The sequence below is a fragment of the Shinella kummerowiae genome (assembly GCF_009827055.1).
GTDB lineage: Bacteria > Pseudomonadota > Alphaproteobacteria > Rhizobiales > Rhizobiaceae > Shinella > Shinella kummerowiae.
Genome location: NZ_WUMK01000001.1, coordinates 268,371 through 284,480 on the forward strand (window position 1 = coordinate 268,371; position 16,110 = coordinate 284,480).

14 protein-coding genes and 1 tRNA gene are annotated in these 16,110 nt (G+C 63.8%); 4 read left to right on the top strand and 11 right to left on the bottom strand.

Translation table 11 applies throughout. The features are described 5' to 3' along the window. Nucleotides 1-48: 48 nt before the first annotated feature. From GR138_RS01275 to GR138_RS01290, 4 genes are read right to left on the bottom strand one after another with little or no spacing between them, the layout of a single operon-like run. Complete coding sequence (locus tag GR138_RS01275; RefSeq protein WP_160856802.1) at nucleotides 49-267, bottom strand: hypothetical protein; 219 nt, start codon at nucleotides 265-267, stop codon at nucleotides 49-51. Further along, entirely contained in the window at nucleotides 264-1,853 is a 1,590-nt protein-coding gene (locus GR138_RS01280) for an MFS transporter (protein WP_160856803.1), read from the bottom strand. The genes GR138_RS01275 and GR138_RS01280 overlap by 4 nt, the downstream gene beginning before the upstream one ends. Beyond that, on the bottom strand, nucleotides 1,850-2,926 hold the full coding sequence (locus GR138_RS01285) for an HlyD family secretion protein (RefSeq protein WP_160856804.1): 1,077 nt from the start codon (nucleotides 2,924-2,926) through the stop codon (nucleotides 1,850-1,852). Before GR138_RS01285 ends, GR138_RS01280 begins: the two co-directional genes overlap by 4 nt. Nucleotide 2,927: 1 nt before the next feature. Next, entirely contained in the window at nucleotides 2,928-3,683 is a 756-nt protein-coding gene (locus GR138_RS01290) for an SDR family oxidoreductase (RefSeq protein WP_160856805.1), read from the bottom strand. A gap of 538 nt (nucleotides 3,684-4,221) precedes the next feature. Between GR138_RS01290 and GR138_RS01295 the strand changes: the two genes are divergently transcribed. Continuing rightward, the gene (locus GR138_RS01295) at nucleotides 4,222-5,157 is read left to right on the top strand and encodes an MBL fold metallo-hydrolase (protein ID WP_160856806.1); all 936 of its coding nucleotides are present in this window, start codon (nucleotides 4,222-4,224) and stop codon (nucleotides 5,155-5,157) included. 189 nt (nucleotides 5,158-5,346) lie between these two features. Here GR138_RS01295 and GR138_RS01300 read toward each other — a convergent pair. The 3 genes from GR138_RS01300 to GR138_RS01310 all read right to left on the bottom strand — a co-directional run bounded on the left by GR138_RS01300 (nucleotide 5,347) and on the right by GR138_RS01310 (nucleotide 7,653). Then, a tRNA-Lys gene (locus tag GR138_RS01300) sits at nucleotides 5,347-5,422 on the bottom strand. Between the two features lie 117 nt (nucleotides 5,423-5,539). Continuing rightward, complete coding sequence (locus GR138_RS01305; protein ID WP_160856807.1) at nucleotides 5,540-6,457, bottom strand: PhzF family phenazine biosynthesis protein; 918 nt, start codon at nucleotides 6,455-6,457, stop codon at nucleotides 5,540-5,542. A gap of 89 nt (nucleotides 6,458-6,546) precedes the next feature. Continuing rightward, the gene (locus tag GR138_RS01310) at nucleotides 6,547-7,653 is read right to left on the bottom strand and encodes an endonuclease/exonuclease/phosphatase family protein (protein ID WP_160856808.1); all 1,107 of its coding nucleotides are present in this window, start codon (nucleotides 7,651-7,653) and stop codon (nucleotides 6,547-6,549) included. A 157-nt stretch (nucleotides 7,654-7,810) separates the two neighbouring features. Here GR138_RS01310 and GR138_RS01315 point away from each other — a divergent pair, with 157 nt between their 5' ends. After that, a complete protein-coding gene (locus GR138_RS01315) occupies nucleotides 7,811-9,427 on the top strand; it encodes a hypothetical protein (protein WP_160856809.1) in 1,617 nt (538 codons plus the stop codon). 1 nt (nucleotide 9,428) lies between these two features. On the opposite strand, the gene GR138_RS01320 is transcribed toward GR138_RS01315, so the two are convergent. Beyond that, the gene (locus tag GR138_RS01320) at nucleotides 9,429-9,845 is read right to left on the bottom strand and encodes an Lrp/AsnC family transcriptional regulator (protein ID WP_160856810.1); all 417 of its coding nucleotides are present in this window, start codon (nucleotides 9,843-9,845) and stop codon (nucleotides 9,429-9,431) included. Nucleotides 9,846-9,988: 143 nt separating this feature from the next. Here GR138_RS01320 and GR138_RS01325 point away from each other — a divergent pair, with 143 nt between their 5' ends. Further along, nucleotides 9,989-11,632: a M20/M25/M40 family metallo-hydrolase gene (locus GR138_RS01325; protein ID WP_246200247.1), complete on the top strand. Its 1,644-nt coding sequence runs from the start codon at nucleotides 9,989-9,991 to the stop codon at nucleotides 11,630-11,632. A 194-nt stretch (nucleotides 11,633-11,826) separates the two neighbouring features. Here GR138_RS01325 and GR138_RS01330 read toward each other — a convergent pair whose 3' ends face one another. From GR138_RS01330 to GR138_RS01340, 3 genes are all read right to left on the bottom strand, one after another. Further along, nucleotides 11,827-13,050 carry an aminotransferase-like domain-containing protein gene (locus tag GR138_RS01330; protein WP_160856811.1) on the bottom strand — a complete coding sequence of 408 codons (1,224 nt, stop codon included), beginning with the start codon at nucleotides 13,048-13,050 and terminating at the stop codon, nucleotides 11,827-11,829. Nucleotides 13,051-13,517: 467 nt separating this feature from the next. Then, entirely contained in the window at nucleotides 13,518-14,537 is a 1,020-nt protein-coding gene (gene ilvC / locus GR138_RS01335) for a ketol-acid reductoisomerase (protein ID WP_160856812.1), read from the bottom strand. Nucleotides 14,538-14,594: 57 nt separating this feature from the next. Further along, entirely contained in the window at nucleotides 14,595-15,239 is a 645-nt protein-coding gene (locus GR138_RS01340) for a TetR/AcrR family transcriptional regulator (protein ID WP_160856813.1), read from the bottom strand. Nucleotides 15,240-15,641: 402 nt separating this feature from the next. Between GR138_RS01340 and GR138_RS01345 the strand changes: the two genes are divergently transcribed. Beyond that, nucleotides 15,642-16,022 carry a BRA0787 family protein gene (locus tag GR138_RS01345; protein ID WP_160856814.1) on the top strand — a complete coding sequence of 127 codons (381 nt, stop codon included), beginning with the start codon at nucleotides 15,642-15,644 and terminating at the stop codon, nucleotides 16,020-16,022. Nucleotides 16,023-16,110: the final 88 nt, after the last annotated feature.

The following is a 16,110-nucleotide window of genomic DNA, read 5'->3' on the forward strand; positions in this document are numbered from 1 at the left end:
GGGTTGGTGAACGCATCCATTCTAGCAACGGCAATGCCCCGCCGCATCTTATGGAAATCCATGAGATGCGGCGGGGTCGGGGTTTGCGGCGCCCTGATGAAGCTCGCTTTCGCCTGGAGACGAGGGAGGAGCGCCGCGCCTCTGCCGGGCTTCGCGAAGGATCTGCCGTATGTCATCGGCGACGATCTTGTCGCTTTTCATCACGAGTTGGACGACGGGATCGGCCAGCATCTCCTCGACCGTCAACTCCACGATGGCAGGGTTCATGGCTCCGGCTGTGCCCTGTGGGCGCGTTTGGCAAGCGTGATCTTGATGGCGACCAGTACGGGCGCGGCGAAGAGGAAGAGAAGAGCAACGGCAAAAAAGGCCGTGTCGAAGGCGATCACCGTCGACTGGCCGCTCACCGTCCGGCCGAGAAGGCTGGTCGCCGCTCGACCGGCAGCAGCCGGGTCGAGACCCTTTGCACTGAACAGGGCCGTCGTGGCGGCCAGCCGCTCGACGACCGCCGGCGTTCCCGCCGTGACGCTGGCGCCGATGACGGCGGTGTTCGACACCATACCGTGGTCGATGAGCGTCTGGAGCCCGGCGACGCCCATCAACCCGCCAAGCTGGCGGCCGCTGTTGAAGAGGCCGATCCCGGCGGCAAGATTGCGTTTATCGAGCCCGCCGAACGCGATCAGGGTGATCGACAGGAACAGGAAACCCAGGCCGAAGCCGCGCAGCAGGATCGCCGCCATCATGTCCGGCGCGCCGCTTTCACCGCTCGAACCCGACAGCATCCACATCGAAGCCATGATCATCAGGATGCCGAAGGGCACGGTCGCGAAGGGAGCAACGCCCCGCCCCTGTACGAGGAAGGCGGTGACGAGCAATGCGGCAACGAACAGCACGCCGCTCGGCAGGAGCAGCAGGCCGGCATCGGTGGGCGTGAAGGCCAGCACCGAGACGGCGAAGGACGGGATCAGGAACGCACTGCCGAACAGCGCGGCACCGGCCACGAAACTGACGATGAAGGCAAAGGTGAAATCCGCCGACGCGAACAGGGTGGCATCGATGAGCCCGCGGCCACCGGCCAGCACCTGCCGGCCGAGAAACGTCAACAGGGCGGCGGCGCCAATCACCGCCAGCCACAGGAGATGCGGCGCCTCGAACCAGTCCCAGCGGCTGCCCTGGCTGAAAACATATGTGGCGCAGAGCAGCATGATGGCGAGGAGCACGAAGCTGGCCCAGTCGAACGGGCGCTGCGCCGTCCTTTCGAGGATCGGATCGTCCGCGGCGATCAAAAGCCCGGCCGCTGCCAGAGCGACGGGAACGACGCTGAAGAAGATCCACGTCCAGGAATGGCTATCGAGCAGCCAGCCCTCCAGCGCCGGCGCGATCGTCGCGGGGGCGACGACGGCGGCGATGGCGAACAGGCATTGCAGGAACGGCTGGCGGGATGCCGGATAGGCAAGGAAGATCGCCGCCTGCCCCGTCACCAGCAGGACGCCGCCTGAAAAGCCCTGCACGAACCGCAGGACGATCAGCAGGTCGAGGCGCGCCGTGACGGCGGCGATCGCACAGGCGCCCCCCATCACGAGGGTCGCGCCGAGGATCAGGTTGCGCGGCTTGAAACGGGCCATCAGCCCGGCCGCGGCCATGAAGCCGATCAGTTTGAGCGCGGTATAGCCGATATCCAGCCAGGCGAACTCATCGGGCGTCGCATAGGTGTCGCCGATCATATCGGCACGCCCGAGCGCGAGGATGGTGCTGGCGATCGCCTCCGTCAGCGCCGCCAGCATGATGCCGCTGACAAACAGCGGCCCTGCCATCGACCGCCCGCGCGGCGGCGCGTCTGCGATGATGACGGTCATGGCCGGTCTCCAAGATCGACCGAAACGCGGGCGGACAGGCCGGGCACCAGGCGGCCCGGCAGCGGATTGCCGGCAAAGCGGATCTTGACGGGAACGCGCTGCACGACGCGGACGAAGTTTCCGGTCGCATTGTCGGCGGGAAGCAGGCTGAAGGCAGAGCCGCTGCCCGGCGCGAAACTGTCGACCACACCCTCCAGCGCCTCGTCCGGATAACCGTCGATGGTGATGCGGACGCGCTGGCCCGGCTGGATATGCTCGAGCTGGGTTTCCTTGAAGTTCGCCACCACCCAGACGTCATGCACCGGAACGATATCGAGCAGCGAAACGCCGGGGGCGACCAGCCGGCCGACACGAACCTGGCGGTTGCCGACGACGCCATCGACCGGCGCGCGCACGACGGTGCTGTCGAGGTCGATCTCCGCGAGGTCGCGCGCGGCCTTCGCCTGCGCCACCGCCGCGACGGCGGCTTCGCGCTGGGCGGCCAGCACGGCGGTGCGTTGCTGCTGGGCCTCGACGGTTGCGGTGGCCGCGGCAAGGCTCGCCTCCGCACGCGCCCGCGCGGAATCGCTTTCATCCACCCGGGCCTGGCTGACGGCGCTGCTGCGGATGAGCCCGCGCTGGCGGTCGGACGCCTTGGTCGCAAGATCCAGTTCGGCGACCGCCGCCCGACGCTGCGCATCGGCCTGCCGGATCAGCGTGGCCTGAAGCCGGACTTCCGCATCGACATTGGCAAGCCGGGCGTCAGCCGCATCGACATTGGCCATCGCCTGGGCGAGCCGCGCGCGATAATCCCGGTCGTCGATCCGGAACAGCACGTCGCCGGCCGCGACCGCCTGGTTGTCCTTCACCTCCACCTGCATGACATAGCCGGAAATCTTCGGCGCAAGCGAGGTGACGTCGCCGCGCACATAGGCGTTGTCGGTCGAGGCCGCATCGCCCGAGCGGGCAAAAGCCCAGCCGCCGGCGCCGATCGCCGCGGCAGCCAGGCACAGCATCAGGCCAGCGATCTTCCGGCCCTTCCCGGGCTTCGCCGCCGGGGCGGCGGCAGACTCTTCCTGAAGCGGTTCCGTCATCTCAGTTCCCTCCGGCCTGCTGGCCAAGCCAGTCTGTGAAGCCGATCGTGCCAAGGCGCGGGTTCTTGCCGGGCGTCAGCGCGCGATCGTCGAGAATGGAGCCGAAATACCGCGCCCGGATATCGGCGATGACCTTGCGCCTGTCACCCGTCGCCTGCACGAAGCCGCGCACCGCTTCGTCCAGCGGAAGGGGCTGCGGGCCGGCAACCTCGACCGTGCCGTTCACTGGCGGTGCCAGCGCAAGGTCGGTAAGCGCGGCGACGACATCGTCCGATGCGACGGGCTGGAACAGCGCCGGCGACACGCGGATCTCCTCAGCGCCGGCGGTGGACTGCGCGATACCACCAACGAACTCGAAGAACTGGGTGGCGCGCAGGATCGTGTAGGCGATGCCGGAGGCCTTGATGAGGTTTTCCTGCGCGACCTTCGCCCGGAAATAGCCGTTGCCCGGCAGCCGTTCACTGCCGACGATAGACAGGGCGACGTGATGACGAACTCCGGCGGCGGCCTCCGCGGCGAGCAGGTTGCGCCCCGAGGTCTCGAAGAAGTCGAGCACGGCCGCATCGTCCCAAAGCGGCGCATTCGCCACGTCGATGACGACGTCTGCACCGTCAAGCGCTTCGGCAAGCCCCTTGCGGGTGATGGTATCGACGCCGGTTCTCGGCGAAGCGGCCAGCGTCTCGTGGCCGCGGTCGCTGAGGACCTTGACGAGTTTCGATCCGATGAGGCCGGTGCCTCCGATCACAACGATCTTCATGGTTTCTCTCCACATTTGCCGACCGCAGAATTGCCGTCGAAGTAACAAAACAATGCCTGCCGACCGCCTCGAAGTCCTTGGCGCGAGCTTGAATTCCTCTTGAAGAAGTCTTGGTTATTCGTCCAAAGGTGCGGCGGTGCTCGCTGCCCCTTGCCGGACCCGCACCGGAGTCTAGGCGTGGCTTCCACCGTCCGCCATCACACGGACGGATAGGATTCCCACGCCTACCGAATGACGCCGGCCAACTGCGGGCCTGTCAGGATGATGGTCGGCACGGCGGTAAGCGCGGGCGCTGTGCCCGTCGGCCCCCTCGCCCAAGATCCTCCGAGATGGGCTCTTCGGCGTTTGCGAGGAACACCTGTACGCGCAACGAGCCAAGCATAGACCCCGGCAGTGCCGGACCAACACCTCCGCTCAATGGCGATGGCAGGCGCAGCGGCCCAATCTGCCCATAGCCGTCGATTGTCAGTCCTTGGAGGCGCGTTCCAATCCAGGGGGCAGCGGCGGAGCAGAAACAGTCTGATCAAAGGAGATAGACATGGGTCAGGAACAGGCAGTGAAGAGCTCGGACACCGCAGCGCGCGCCGGCCAGTCGAGGCCGGACGAGCTGGTCCCGTCGCGCTATGCGGTGCGGGTCGGCGATATCGATGTGCTGGTGATCAGCGATGGCGTTCTGGAGCCGCCGGCCGAGTCGATGGCCACCAATGCCGATCCGGCCACCCGGGACGCTTGGCTGGACACCATGTTCCTGCCGCATGACACATTCGACTGGGCGCTGAACGCCGTCGTGGTGCGCAGCGGCAGCCAGACCATCCTCATCGACAGCGGCATCGGCGGAGAGGTTCCGGACTTTCCACGCGCCGGGCAGTTCGGCCATCGACTGGCCGCCGCCGGCGTCGATCTCGAAACGGTGACCGACGTGGTGCTGACCCATATGCATTTCGACCATGTCGGCGGGCTGCTTGTCGACGGGGTGAAGGAACGGCTGCGGCCGGACCTGCGGATCCACGTGTCTGCCGCGGAGGCGACGTTCTGGGAGGCGCCCGACTTCTCCCGCACCGGCATGCCACCCGCGCTCGCTGAGGTGGCGCGCAGCGCCGCCACGCGGTTCCTGAAGGAATACCGTCACCAGTTGCAGACCTTCGAGACGGAACAGGAGGTGGCGCCGGGCGTGGTTGTCGCGCGCACAGGTGGCCACACCCCGGGACACAGCGTCGTTCGCATAACCTCCGGCAAGGATCGCCTGATGTTCGGCGGCGATGCGATCTTCCCGGTCTCGTTCGACCATCCGGAATGGCACAACGGCTTCGAACACGATCCCGAGGAAGCGACCCGCGTTCGCCTGCGTTTGATGCGGGAACTGACGGAGACCGGCGCATGGCTGGTGTCGACGCACATGCCCTTCCCGTCCGTCGGCCGCGTGGCCGCCTCCGGCGACCTCTTCCGGTGGGTGCCCGCCTGGTGGGACTACTGACCGCACAACGGTTCACGTCCGGCAACGAAAGCCTCCCGACTCGATCGGGAGGCGACAGAATTTCACGCGTTGACGTTGATCGGCTTCGTCGGCATCTATCTCGCGCTCAGACAAGCGCCGCGCGGTGCACGTCAGGCTTTATCAGGAAAAGAGGAAATCAGCGTAAACCATTCATCTCAAAGAGAAAAATGGTGGGTGATCACGGGCTCGAACCGTGGACCCGCTGATTAAGAGTCAGCTGCTCTACCAACTGAGCTAATCACCCACACAACCGTTTCAGCGGTCTGGAGGGGCGTATAAAGGCCTTCGCCGGGGTTGTCCATACCGCGTCCGGAAAAAAATGCGTGGGCGCATGATTTTCTTTTGCAGCGCAAAACAAGTGTCACAAATCCAGCGTTCCGGACGCGATGCGCACGGCCTCGCCGCCGATGCGGGCACTGGCGATCGCCCCGCCCGACACATCGAGATGCAGATGAATATGCGACGGGCGCCCCATTTCGACGCCTTGTTCAATTAGATACGGATGGTGACCGTCCACCGGCTTGTCGAAAAAATGGATGGCGCCGGACAGGGCGGCGACCGCAGCCCCCGTCGCCGGGTCTTCGGCTATGCCCATGTCGGGCGCAAACATCCGGGTGTGGAAACGGGCATTGTGGTTCACGCCGCCGCGACAGTAGAGATAGGCCGAGGCAAGCCGCCCCTCGGCAAAGGGCGCGCAGCGCTCCCAGAGCATCGGATCGAATTCCACCGCGCTTGCGGCGGCAAGGTCATGCACCGGGATCATCACGAAGGCGACGCCAGCGCTCCAGAGCGAGGGCACATGGTTCTCGAAACCGATCTGGCCGGGTTTCAGGCTGAAGGCATCGGCGAGCGTCTGCCTGTCGAAGGTCGCATCGAGACGGGTGGATTTGCGCGGCACGTCGAATTCGGCAAAGGCCGCATTGCGGTCGCCGAGCCGCACGGCACAGCGCACCGGCCCGACATTTTCCTCCAGCACGCTCACCAGGTCGCGCGGCCCTACCCTGTCGCTTTCGCCCGCTTCGGCGATCGCCACCGCAGCACCCACCGTCGGGTGGCCGGCAAAGGGCAATTCGCGGCCGGGTGTGAAGATGCGCAGGCGCGCGCTGTGTGCCGGGTTTTCCGGCCTCTTCACGAAGACGGTTTCGGACAGGTTGAACTCGCCTGCAATGCGCTGCATCGTGCTGTCGTCGAGATCGTCAGCATCGAAGACGACGGCCAGCGGATTGCCGGCAAGCCGCGTATCGGTGAAGACGTCATAGATGGCATAGCGACGGGACAAGGCATTCTCCGTATTCCATTTTTGCCGCGCGGGCATTTCCTAAACGTGCCCGAGCCCTCCGCCATCGGCAAGCGGAAATGACTGAAAGCCTAGAGGTCGAGCGTCATGACCACCGGGCAGTGATCGGACGCCTTCGGCCGGTCCCAGCCGACACGCGGATAGCGCTCCACCTCCTGCCCCGGCGGAAAGATCGTGCGAAACGGCTGGCCGGCGCGAATGATTTCGGGAACATGCAGCGCATTGCGCTCGGCCAGCGACGGCGACAGCCAGATATAGTCGAGCTGGCACAGATGACGCTCCTCCGGCCCGCGGCTATGGTAGAGCGTCCAGCGATCCTCGACCGGCCGGCGCAGCACGGGATTGACCGCGAAACCATCGGCGCTGAAGACATCGAGCGCGCTGACCGCCTCGTCCTTCGGCACGAAACGATAGCCGGTACGCCGGTCCCCTTCGATCGCCAGCTTCGCCTGATAATCGTTCATATCGCCACAGATCGCGAAGGCCTTGCCTGCGGTCTGGCCGACGCCAAACCGGTTCTCGATGATCCGGCGCACCGCGCGGGCTTCCGCCGTGCGCACCGGCATGGTGGACTGGCGGCCATCCATGCCCTCCCGTCCCGGCCCCATCGACTTGAAATGCACGACATAGAGCGTCAGCGGACGACCGCCGATGCGCAGGTCCATCTCCAGGCAATCGCGTTTGAAAATCCTGTCGTCCGGCTTGAGACCCTGCCCGAGATCCGGTGTGTAGAGGTCGAAGTCGCGATAGGTGACGGAGGCATGGCTGCGGATGTCGACGCATTCGATGCGCTGGCCGTCACGCGTCTCCTCGCGCATCAGCACCGAGACGTCGATGCCGCGGCTGTCATTGCCTTCGATCAGATACTTCTGGCGGTAGCCGTTGCCGACCATGCGGAAGAGATAGCCGTATTCGAAGGCCTGCAGCGCCGCCATATTGTCGGTTTCCTGCAGGCAGAGGATGTCGGCATCCGCATCGGCAATGGCAAGCGCGGAATGCTGGCGGGCATCGTCGGTGTAGGCGATAGCGCGCGCCTCCTCCAGCCGCTGATATTCCGCCTCGTTACGGATATCGAACAGGCGCAGCACACGATCCTGGCGAACCTGGTTGCGGAAACCCGTGAAGTCGAAACGGGTCATGAGGTTTTCGATGTTGAATGTGGCGAGGCGTAGAGACATGAGGTCCTTCCGGGTATGCCGGCGGAGTGTAACCGGCTGTCCGGCAATGGAAAGTGCCTTTTCTTGGGAACACTCCCGCTGCTGGAATAAACCGGCTTGCAACGCCGTTACCCAGCACGGATGATGCGCATTCCGGTGGCAGACGGAGGAAATGCTCATGGGACGTCTATCCAGCGCGGTACGGGCATTGCTGGCGGCCTGGCTGGTCTTCCTGTTCTTCGCCGGCCTGCCGGCCCGCGCTGCCGAAAACTATATCACCGCGCCGGGCGAAGCGGCCCGGGCGGTCGGGCGTATCGTCGGGGAACTGCGCCGGACGCCCGAGGTGCACACGATCCGGATAACCGACAAGTCCGTTTCCGTTCTGCTCGGCGGGTCTCGTCCGGGCGACGTGGAGGAATGGCAGGTCCGGCAGGCATCCCGCCTCATCTTCTTCGAGACCGAAGTCATCGCCGGCCCCGCGGCACGCCCGGCACCCGCCATGGTGTCCGACCTTGCCAGCGGCCTGTTCTCCCTCGAGGCGATCGCGATCGGCGAGACCGATGATGTTGCACGGCGCGCCGTGGCCTATGCCAAGCTGGAGGGCGGCGGAAACGTCCAGTCGATCGAAATCGCCAGGCGCGTAAGCCTGCTGCCGACGCCCTCGTACGGCGATATCCGCTGGTCGATCTATGTCGCCTCGCCACGGGAAAGCGCGACGGTCTATGCGGATGCAGAGGGCGCGATCATCGGCGGTGACCTTTCCAATACCGCGCGCGCCCGAACCATGCATTTCATCAACGACGAGGATTGGCCCAAGGAAGCGGCGATCGAAAGCCTGACCGGGGTCATCGGCGGCAAACCGGTCATCCGCGATATCACGATCTATCCGAAATCCGTGCAGGTGAAGGCCGACCATCCGTCGCTCAAGGAAACCACTGTCGGCTATTCCTGGGACATATCCGGCGTGACGCGCTCGCCGATTGCCTCGCCGATGTTTCCGGGTACGGCGGCGGAGCCGGCCTTTTCGCTGGCCGATGTCGACCTCCGGCAACTGGGGAAAATTCGCGATGCCGCGAAAAAGGCATGGGGCAACGAAAAATCGACGATGAACTACATGATGCTTCGGCTTTTCTCCGGCGGCCCCGGCAAACCGGAACTGCGCTGGACCGTCCACTTCACCGATTGGACGCAGACCGGCGAGATCGCGATGTTTTCCAACAGCGGAACCATCGAACTGACCGCCGACGGCACGGTGCGCGCTGCCAATCTACCGGCGGCACGCCAGCCGAAGCGCAACTGGCTCGACCCGAAGACGACACATGACACGCTCGCCGTGATCAGCGAGCAGTTCGGCAAGAACGCGCGCTTCGCCGAACTCAACATCAGCCACGATTCGATGCAGATCCTTGCCGAAGTGCCGGATGCGCCGGGCAAGATGCGCAGCTACACCGCCAACGACCGCGGCATCACCGCCATGACGATGATGATGCCCTGGGATTCGGAATTCCGCCCGGAGCGGCTATACAGGATGAGCGACCTTGCCTTTTTCTCACCCGAAAAGCTCAACGAACTGACGGCGCGGACATTCTCCCGGCTACAAGTCGGCTCGGAGATGGCACTGTCGCGCTACACGTTCTCGATCGGCCAGTTGATGAGCCCGGACGGCAGCTTCATGGTGCCCTCGCCGGATGGCAAGGTGACGCTGGAAATCCGCCTCGAAAGCCCGGACGGCTGGAAGGGCGGCCGCGTCACCTATTCCTCGACGGGCGAGGAAATCGACATCGTGATGCCCTGACCTACAACGTGGTCAGCAACAGGCTGGTTTCGGATTTCGATACCCCGTCCATGGCGCGAATCCCGCGCAGCACCCGTTCGAACTCGACGAGATTGTCCGCCTGAATTTCGGCAACGAGATCCCAGGCGCCGTTCGTCGTGTGCAGCGCGCGGATTTCGGGGATGCCGCGCAGCGCCTTTATGGCGGAGAGCGTCTTCTGGCCGGTGATCTCGATCATCATGACGGCACGAACGGCATGCGGATCGTCGGCCGCCGTCACCCGCACGGTAAAGCCGGCAATGACACCGTCGCGCGTCAGCCGCTCGATGCGGTTCTGCACCGTGCCGCGCGAAACGTTCAAATCGGCGGCCAGCGCAGAGAGCGAAGCACGGCCATCCTTGCGAAGAAGGGCGAGGAGTTTTCGATCGATCGTGTCCATGCCTGCTACCGGAATGCCAGATAAGCGTGACAAAACGGCAATTCCGATAGCAATTTTCTCAGAAAATTACCATTTCGCTTGCCGTTCTCCTTGGCTAGCCTAGCGACAATCTCGACGCAACCGCTTCCGACAGGCCGCTTCCCATGACCGATGAAACCACGCTCTCCACCGCAGCCTTGCGCGCCAAAAACCTCTCGCTGCTGATGACCCGCTGGCCGAGCGTCACCGGCTCGCCGGACGAAGCCAGCTTCTCCGAAAAGCTGCGGGCGCATCTTGCTGAAACACCCTATTTCCAGCGCCATCCCCAGCAACTTTTCACCGTGGACAGCCACGGCGAGCCGATGACGCAGAACGTGGTGGCGCTGGTGCGCGGCAGCGGGCGGCGCACGGTGGTGCTGGCCGGCCATTTCGACACCGTCTCCATCGCAAATTACGGCACGCTTGCGCCGCTCGCCTGCGATCCCGAACCGTTGACGGAGGCACTCCTCAAGGAGCTTCGCAGCCGCCCGCTGAACGGCGCGGAGGCGAAGGCGCTCAAGGATTTCGAGAGCGGCGACTTCATTGCCGGGCGCGGCCTGCTCGACATGAAGAGCGGCCTTGCCGCCGGCATCGCGGCGCTGGAGCGTTTTGCGGAACTGACGGCGCCCGAGGGCAACATCCTGTTCGTCGCGACACCGGACGAGGAAAACCGCTCGCGCGGCATGCACAGCCTGCGCAACGCGCTGCCGGAGATCGCCCGTCGCTTCAGCCTCGATATTGTCGGCGGCATCAATCTCGATGCGTCGAGTTGCGAGCGCGACGGTGAAGAAGGCCGCGCGATCTATCTCGGCTCGATCGGCAAGTTCGCCCCCTTCGCCCTCGTCATCGGCCGCCCGACCCATGCCGGCTATCCGTTCAACGGCACGAGCGCCCACCGCATCAGCGCCGAGATCATCCGCGCGATGGACACCGTGCCGGAACTCAGCGACGAGGCGTTCGGCGAACGCTCCCCGCCGCCGGTGTGCCTGGAAGCCCGCGATATCAGGGACGGCTATGACGTGACGACGCCGGATCGTGTGTGGCTGTCTTTCAACTGGCTGACACACCGCCGCAGCGCTGCCGACATTCTCGGCGACTTCCGCACCCTGGTGAACGGCGCGCTGAACGCTGCGCTCGAAACGCAGGACGCGCATCAAGCGCGTTATCGGGCCACCTCGAAAGCGAAGACGCAAGGCACTGTGCTGACCTATGCCGAACTTCTCGAGCGGCTGAAGACGCGCGGCGGCGACGCGCTCGATCGCCTCTCCGCGCTCGACCGATCCCTCTCCGGCGGCACCGATCCCCTGAAGGTGAGCCGCGAGATCGTCGCGGCCGCAGCGACGGAAGCGGGCATCGAAGGCCCGGCCGTTATCATCGGCTTCGGCAGCCTGCATTATCCGCTGGTTCATCTGGAACGCGCGGGCGAAACGGGACGCACGATGCACGACCGGCTTCAGGCGGTCATGCAGGACGCCGCACGGCGGCATGGCACGTCGATCAAGTTCAAGCAGATTTTCGCCGGCATTTCCGACATGAGTTTCTTCGGTCACCGGCCGGACGCAGGAGAGACTGGCCTTCTCGCCGCCAACACACCGTCAGCGGCTTTCACGGACGATGCGCCGGAAGGGTTGCTGTCCTTCCCGACGGTCAATATCGGGCCGTGGGGACGCGACTATCACCAGAAGTGGGAGCGTGTGCATGCTCCCTATACATTCGAAGTGCTGCCGGATCTGGTCTTCGAATCTGCCGTGGCGTGCCTTGCGGACTAAACCATGTCGGGCAAATCGCGGTGCTTTTTAGGCGAATGCCCCCCTCATCCGCCTGCCGGCACCGTCTCCCGCAAGCGGGGCGAAGGGGTATGCCGCACCGGCTTCCTCAAGCAATACCCGTTCGTGGGGTAAGTGCCCTCTCCCCGCTTGCGGGGAGAGGGTTAGGGTGAGGGGCAGGCCCACCCACAATCAAATCAGGCGGCAAGACGCTCGTTGGTGAGCAGCCGGCCGAGGCGGGAGATGCCCTCCTCGATGGTTGCAGCGTCGGCGCAGGAGAAGCTGAGGCGCAGCGTGTTGGCACCGCTGCCATCGGCATGGAAAGCCTGGCCGGGCACGAAGGCGACCTTTTCCGTCTCGATGGAGCGGGCAAGCAGCGTCGCGCCGTCCATGCCGGCGGGTAGCGTGACCCAGACGAACATGCCGCCCTCGGGTTTCGTCCAGGTAACGCCGTCCGGCATATATTTCTGCAGCGCCGCCAGCATGGCGTTGCGGCGGGTGCTGTAGGCGGCACGGATCTTTGCCACCTGCGCATCGAAACCACGCTCGGCGACATGCGCGACGGCCATCTGGTTGATGGTCGAGGAATGCAGATCCGCCGCCTGCTTCATCAGCACGAGCTTGCGGATGACGGGGGCTGCCGCGACGATGTAGCCGACACGTAGGCCCGGGGCGAGCGTCTTGGAGAAACTGCCGCAATAGATGGTGCGCGCCGCGTCGATACTGCCCTTCTGGGCGATTTCCAGCGCCAGGATCGGCGGCACGGCCTCGCCGTCATAGCGCAGCGACTGATAGGCGGCGTCTTCGATGACAGGGATATCCAGCTCTTCCGCCAGCTCGAGCAGCTTTTCGCGGCCGACGCGGTCGACGGTTTCGCCGGTCGGATTGGCGAAGTCCGCCGAAAGATAGGCAAACTTGACGCGCCCGCCCGCTTCCGTCGCCGTTGCGCGGTAAGCGTCGGGCGTGCGGTTGCCGGAAAGGTTCAGCCGGTCATAGGTCGGCTCATAGGCGTTGAAGGCCTGGAGCGCGCCGAGATAGGTCGGCCAGGTGACCAGCGCCGTATCCTTCGGCGACAGGAAGAGTTTTCCGAGATAGTCGAGGCCCTGCTGCGAGCCGGAGACGATGAAGACGTTTTCAGCCGAACAGGCAATATCGAGCTTGGCCATTTCGCCGGCGAGCCATTCGCGCAGCGGCTTGTAGCCTTCGCTGACCGAATATTGCAGACCGGCAGCAGCGCCCTCACCGGCGAGGATATCGGCATAGGCGGCGGCAAAGTCTTCTTTCGGGAACAGCGCCGGATCGGGAATGCCGCCTGCGAACGAGATGATGTCGGGCCGTTCCAGCAGTTTCAGCAATTCACGGATTTCGGACGCCTTCATCCGCGACGCGCGTGTCGCGAAGGCCTGTTCCCATTTGAACATCGGGGTTTCCTCGGGCTTGTTGTTTGAACGCACCTCATCATGGCACGGTTTTTATGTCAATAATGCTGACCTAAATATTCGCGCCAAGACAAAGTACGCACGACCCAAGATTTCGTGCGAATTTATTCTCGTCGGAGCGGCTACGCTCCGACGGCCATTTCAGGCGCCTGCCACAATCAGGTGGCGCGGTCGCCGTAAAGGCTGAGCAGCACAAGCATGGCGATACTGCCCAGGATAAAAAGATCGAACCAGGCGAAGTATTGGACAATGGTGGTCATTGCACGATCCTCCTGACAACTGAACGAAACACTTGCGTATTTTGTTCCTGTTTGCCACGTCAGGCAAGCGTATTACTTGCTGCACCGCAGTAGGGAGCAAGGATGCAATGCATTATTTCAGGATCTCTGAAATAAAAGGCCAGACGGAAAGCCGCCCGGCCTGTCGCTCTGCAGGAAATGCAGGAGCGATTAGTTGACGGCCTTGTCGACCAGCTTGTTCTTGCCGATCCACGGCATCATGCCACGCAGCTTCGCACCGACTTCTTCGATCTGGTGCGAGTCGTTGTTGCGGCGGATGCCCTTGAAGCGTGCGCCGCCGGCTTTCCATTCCTGCATCCACTCGGAGGTGAACTTGCCGGTCTGGATGTCGGCCAGGACGCGCTTCATTTCAGCCTTGGTCTCGGCGGTGATGATGCGCGGGCCGGTGACGTATTCGCCCCACTCTGCGGTGTTGGAGATCGAGTAGTTCATGTTGGCGATGCCGCCTTCATAGATCAGGTCGACGATCAGCTTCACTTCGTGCAGGCACTCGAAATAGGCCATTTCCGGCGCATAGCCGCCTTCGACCAGCGTTTCGAAGCCGGCGCGGATCAGTTCCACGAGACCGCCGCACAGAACGACCTGTTCGCCGAAGAGGTCGGTTTCGCACTCTTCCTTGAAGTTGGTCTCGATGATGCCCGAACGGCCGCCGCCAACGCCGCAGGCGTAGGAGAGCGCCAGGTCAAGCGCGTTGCCCGAAGCGTTCTGGTGAACGGCAACGAGGCAGGGAACGCCGCCGCCCTTCTGGTATTCGCCGCGAACCGTGTGGCCCGGGCCCTTCGGCGCGATCATGACGACGTCGACCGAAGCCTTCGGCTCGATAAGGCCGAAGTGAACGTTGAGACCGTGAGCGAAGGCAATCGCTGCGCCGTCGCGGATGTTACCGGCGATTTCGGCCTTGTAGATGTCGGCCTGGAGTTCGTCCGGGGTCGCCATCATCAGGAGGTCGGCCCACTTGGCGGCTTCGGCAACGGTCATGACCTTGAAGCCATCGGCTTCGGCCTTCTTGATGGTCGGCGAACCGGCCTTGAGCGCGATCACGACGCCCTTGGCGCCGGAATCCTTGAGGTTGAGGGCGTGGGCACGGCCCTGCGAGCCATAGCCGACGATGGCGACATTCTTCGCCTTGATGAGGTTGAGATCGGCATCACGATCGTAATAGACGCGCATCGATGGTTCCTTCCCTTGCTGTCTGTTTAACCTGAACCGGCGGCTTGACCGCCGGCCTTACCCTTTCGCGCCGTGAAGCGTCAGGAAGGCATCCACTGCCTTCTCCGCGCGTGGCGAGAATTCCTTTTTCAGCCCTGCGGCATCTTCCCCAAGCAGCATGCGCAGATGCATGTCGGAGACGATCAGGCCGTAGAGCGTGCCGTATGCCTCGTCGGCACTGTCGAATGCAAGCAGCTTCGCCTTGCGGCCGGCCTCAAGCAGTACGGCGGCGCGCTTGCCGATCTGCCGGCGCCCGCGCTCCTGCAACAGGCGGCCGAGGCCTGCGCCCTCGCGGCTCGCCTGGCCGATCGCCAGACGGTTCAGCGCAAGCGACACGTCGCCGGACAGCACATCGATCAGGTCGCGCGCAAACGCCAGAAGATGTTTGCGCAGCGTCTCGGTGGTCAGAGCCCCCGCCGCAACCTCGACCGTGCGCACCTTGCCGGCCTGGTAGGTGATCATCGCCGAAATCAGCCCGTCGCGATCGCCGAACCACTTATACAGGCTTTCCTTCGAACAGTTCGCCGCACGCGCCACGCCGGCGGTCGTCAGCGCCCGTTCGCCGCCCTCGACGAGCAAGCCAAGCGCACGCTCCAGCACCGCGCCCTGACGTTCCGTCAGTCCACCTGCTGCACCTGCCCTGCTCTGCTCCGCGATCTGCAAGATGTCCACCCGTTGAATTTGCGTACCGTACCGTACGGTTCGGCATTTTCTAGCGATGTCTGGCTTTGTGGTCAACACCCTTCTTGCAAAGCAGGCAAATCAACTGATTTGCCCGACCAGATCGCGGCCCAATCGCCTGTTGCGTCACACAATTATGACCGCAACGCACAACGAAGCAGAAATTTTCTTTCCGCTATCCCGCTGATTTGAAACAGAAGTCCCCAGAAACCAACAAGTCAGTGCGGTCTGAACAAAATTTTTCGCTTCCCAAGACGTTTCCTGTTGTTAAGATTTGTGAGACCTGCGGTGCAGCAGACCGTTCACATTGCGAACGACAGCCGGCATCGAGGCCTCAGTACCGGAGTACGAAAGAGAAACGCCCTTACGCCAAGGAGACAGAAAATGTTGAATTTCCTGCCAGACCTTCACGAAGGACATGCTCCCATCACTCTGCAGCAAGCGTTCGGTGATGCCCTGGAAGCCTTTGACGCCTGGGAAGACGAACGCGCCGAACCGATGGTGATCTACGACGACAAGATCGTTCCCATCGGCATTGTTTTTGAACGCATGCGCGACTGCACCGATATCCTGCCACGCACCATGGCGGATCTCGTTGCCGATGCGCTTGCCCGCAATCCGGCAGCCGCGGCCGCGCAAATCGCCACCTTCGGTGATGCCGCCCGCCTAGCCACAGCCCTTGTCGAGCAGCGCCGCCTCTACGGCGAAACGGCCATCGCGACCTTCCTTGACCACCACCGCGTGGACAAGCGGCGCCCTGCCTGAGACATGACAATGAGGAGGCCCCGGTTTTCGGGGCCTTTTTGCGTCCGGTCCCCTGGCACACAAACCCACCGCCACTACGACGATCGCT

Excerpts from the sequence above, each read along its gene's own strand:
- GR138_RS01275 (WP_160856802.1), bottom strand. The coding sequence starts at position 267 with ATGAACCCTGCCATCGTGGAGTTGACGGTCGAGGAGATGCTGGCCGAT.
- GR138_RS01280 (WP_160856803.1), bottom strand. The coding sequence starts at position 1,853 with ATGACCGTCATCATCGCAGACGCGCCGCCGCGCGGGCGGTCGATGGCA.
- GR138_RS01285 (WP_160856804.1), bottom strand. The coding sequence starts at position 2,926 with ATGACGGAACCGCTTCAGGAAGAGTCTGCCGCCGCCCCGGCGGCGAAG.
- GR138_RS01290 (WP_160856805.1), bottom strand. The coding sequence starts at position 3,683 with ATGAAGATCGTTGTGATCGGAGGCACCGGCCTCATCGGATCGAAACTC.
- GR138_RS01295 (WP_160856806.1), top strand. The coding sequence starts at position 4,222 with ATGGGTCAGGAACAGGCAGTGAAGAGCTCGGACACCGCAGCGCGCGCC.
- GR138_RS01310 (WP_160856808.1), bottom strand. The coding sequence starts at position 7,653 with ATGTCTCTACGCCTCGCCACATTCAACATCGAAAACCTCATGACCCGT.
- GR138_RS01315 (WP_160856809.1), top strand. The coding sequence starts at position 7,811 with ATGGGACGTCTATCCAGCGCGGTACGGGCATTGCTGGCGGCCTGGCTG.
- GR138_RS01320 (WP_160856810.1), bottom strand. The coding sequence starts at position 9,845 with ATGGACACGATCGATCGAAAACTCCTCGCCCTTCTTCGCAAGGATGGC.
- GR138_RS01325 (WP_246200247.1), top strand. The coding sequence starts at position 9,989 with ATGACCGATGAAACCACGCTCTCCACCGCAGCCTTGCGCGCCAAAAAC.
- GR138_RS01330 (WP_160856811.1), bottom strand. The coding sequence starts at position 13,050 with ATGTTCAAATGGGAACAGGCCTTCGCGACACGCGCGTCGCGGATGAAG.
- ilvC (WP_160856812.1), bottom strand. The coding sequence starts at position 14,537 with ATGCGCGTCTATTACGATCGTGATGCCGATCTCAACCTCATCAAGGCG.
- GR138_RS01345 (WP_160856814.1), top strand. The coding sequence starts at position 15,642 with ATGTTGAATTTCCTGCCAGACCTTCACGAAGGACATGCTCCCATCACT.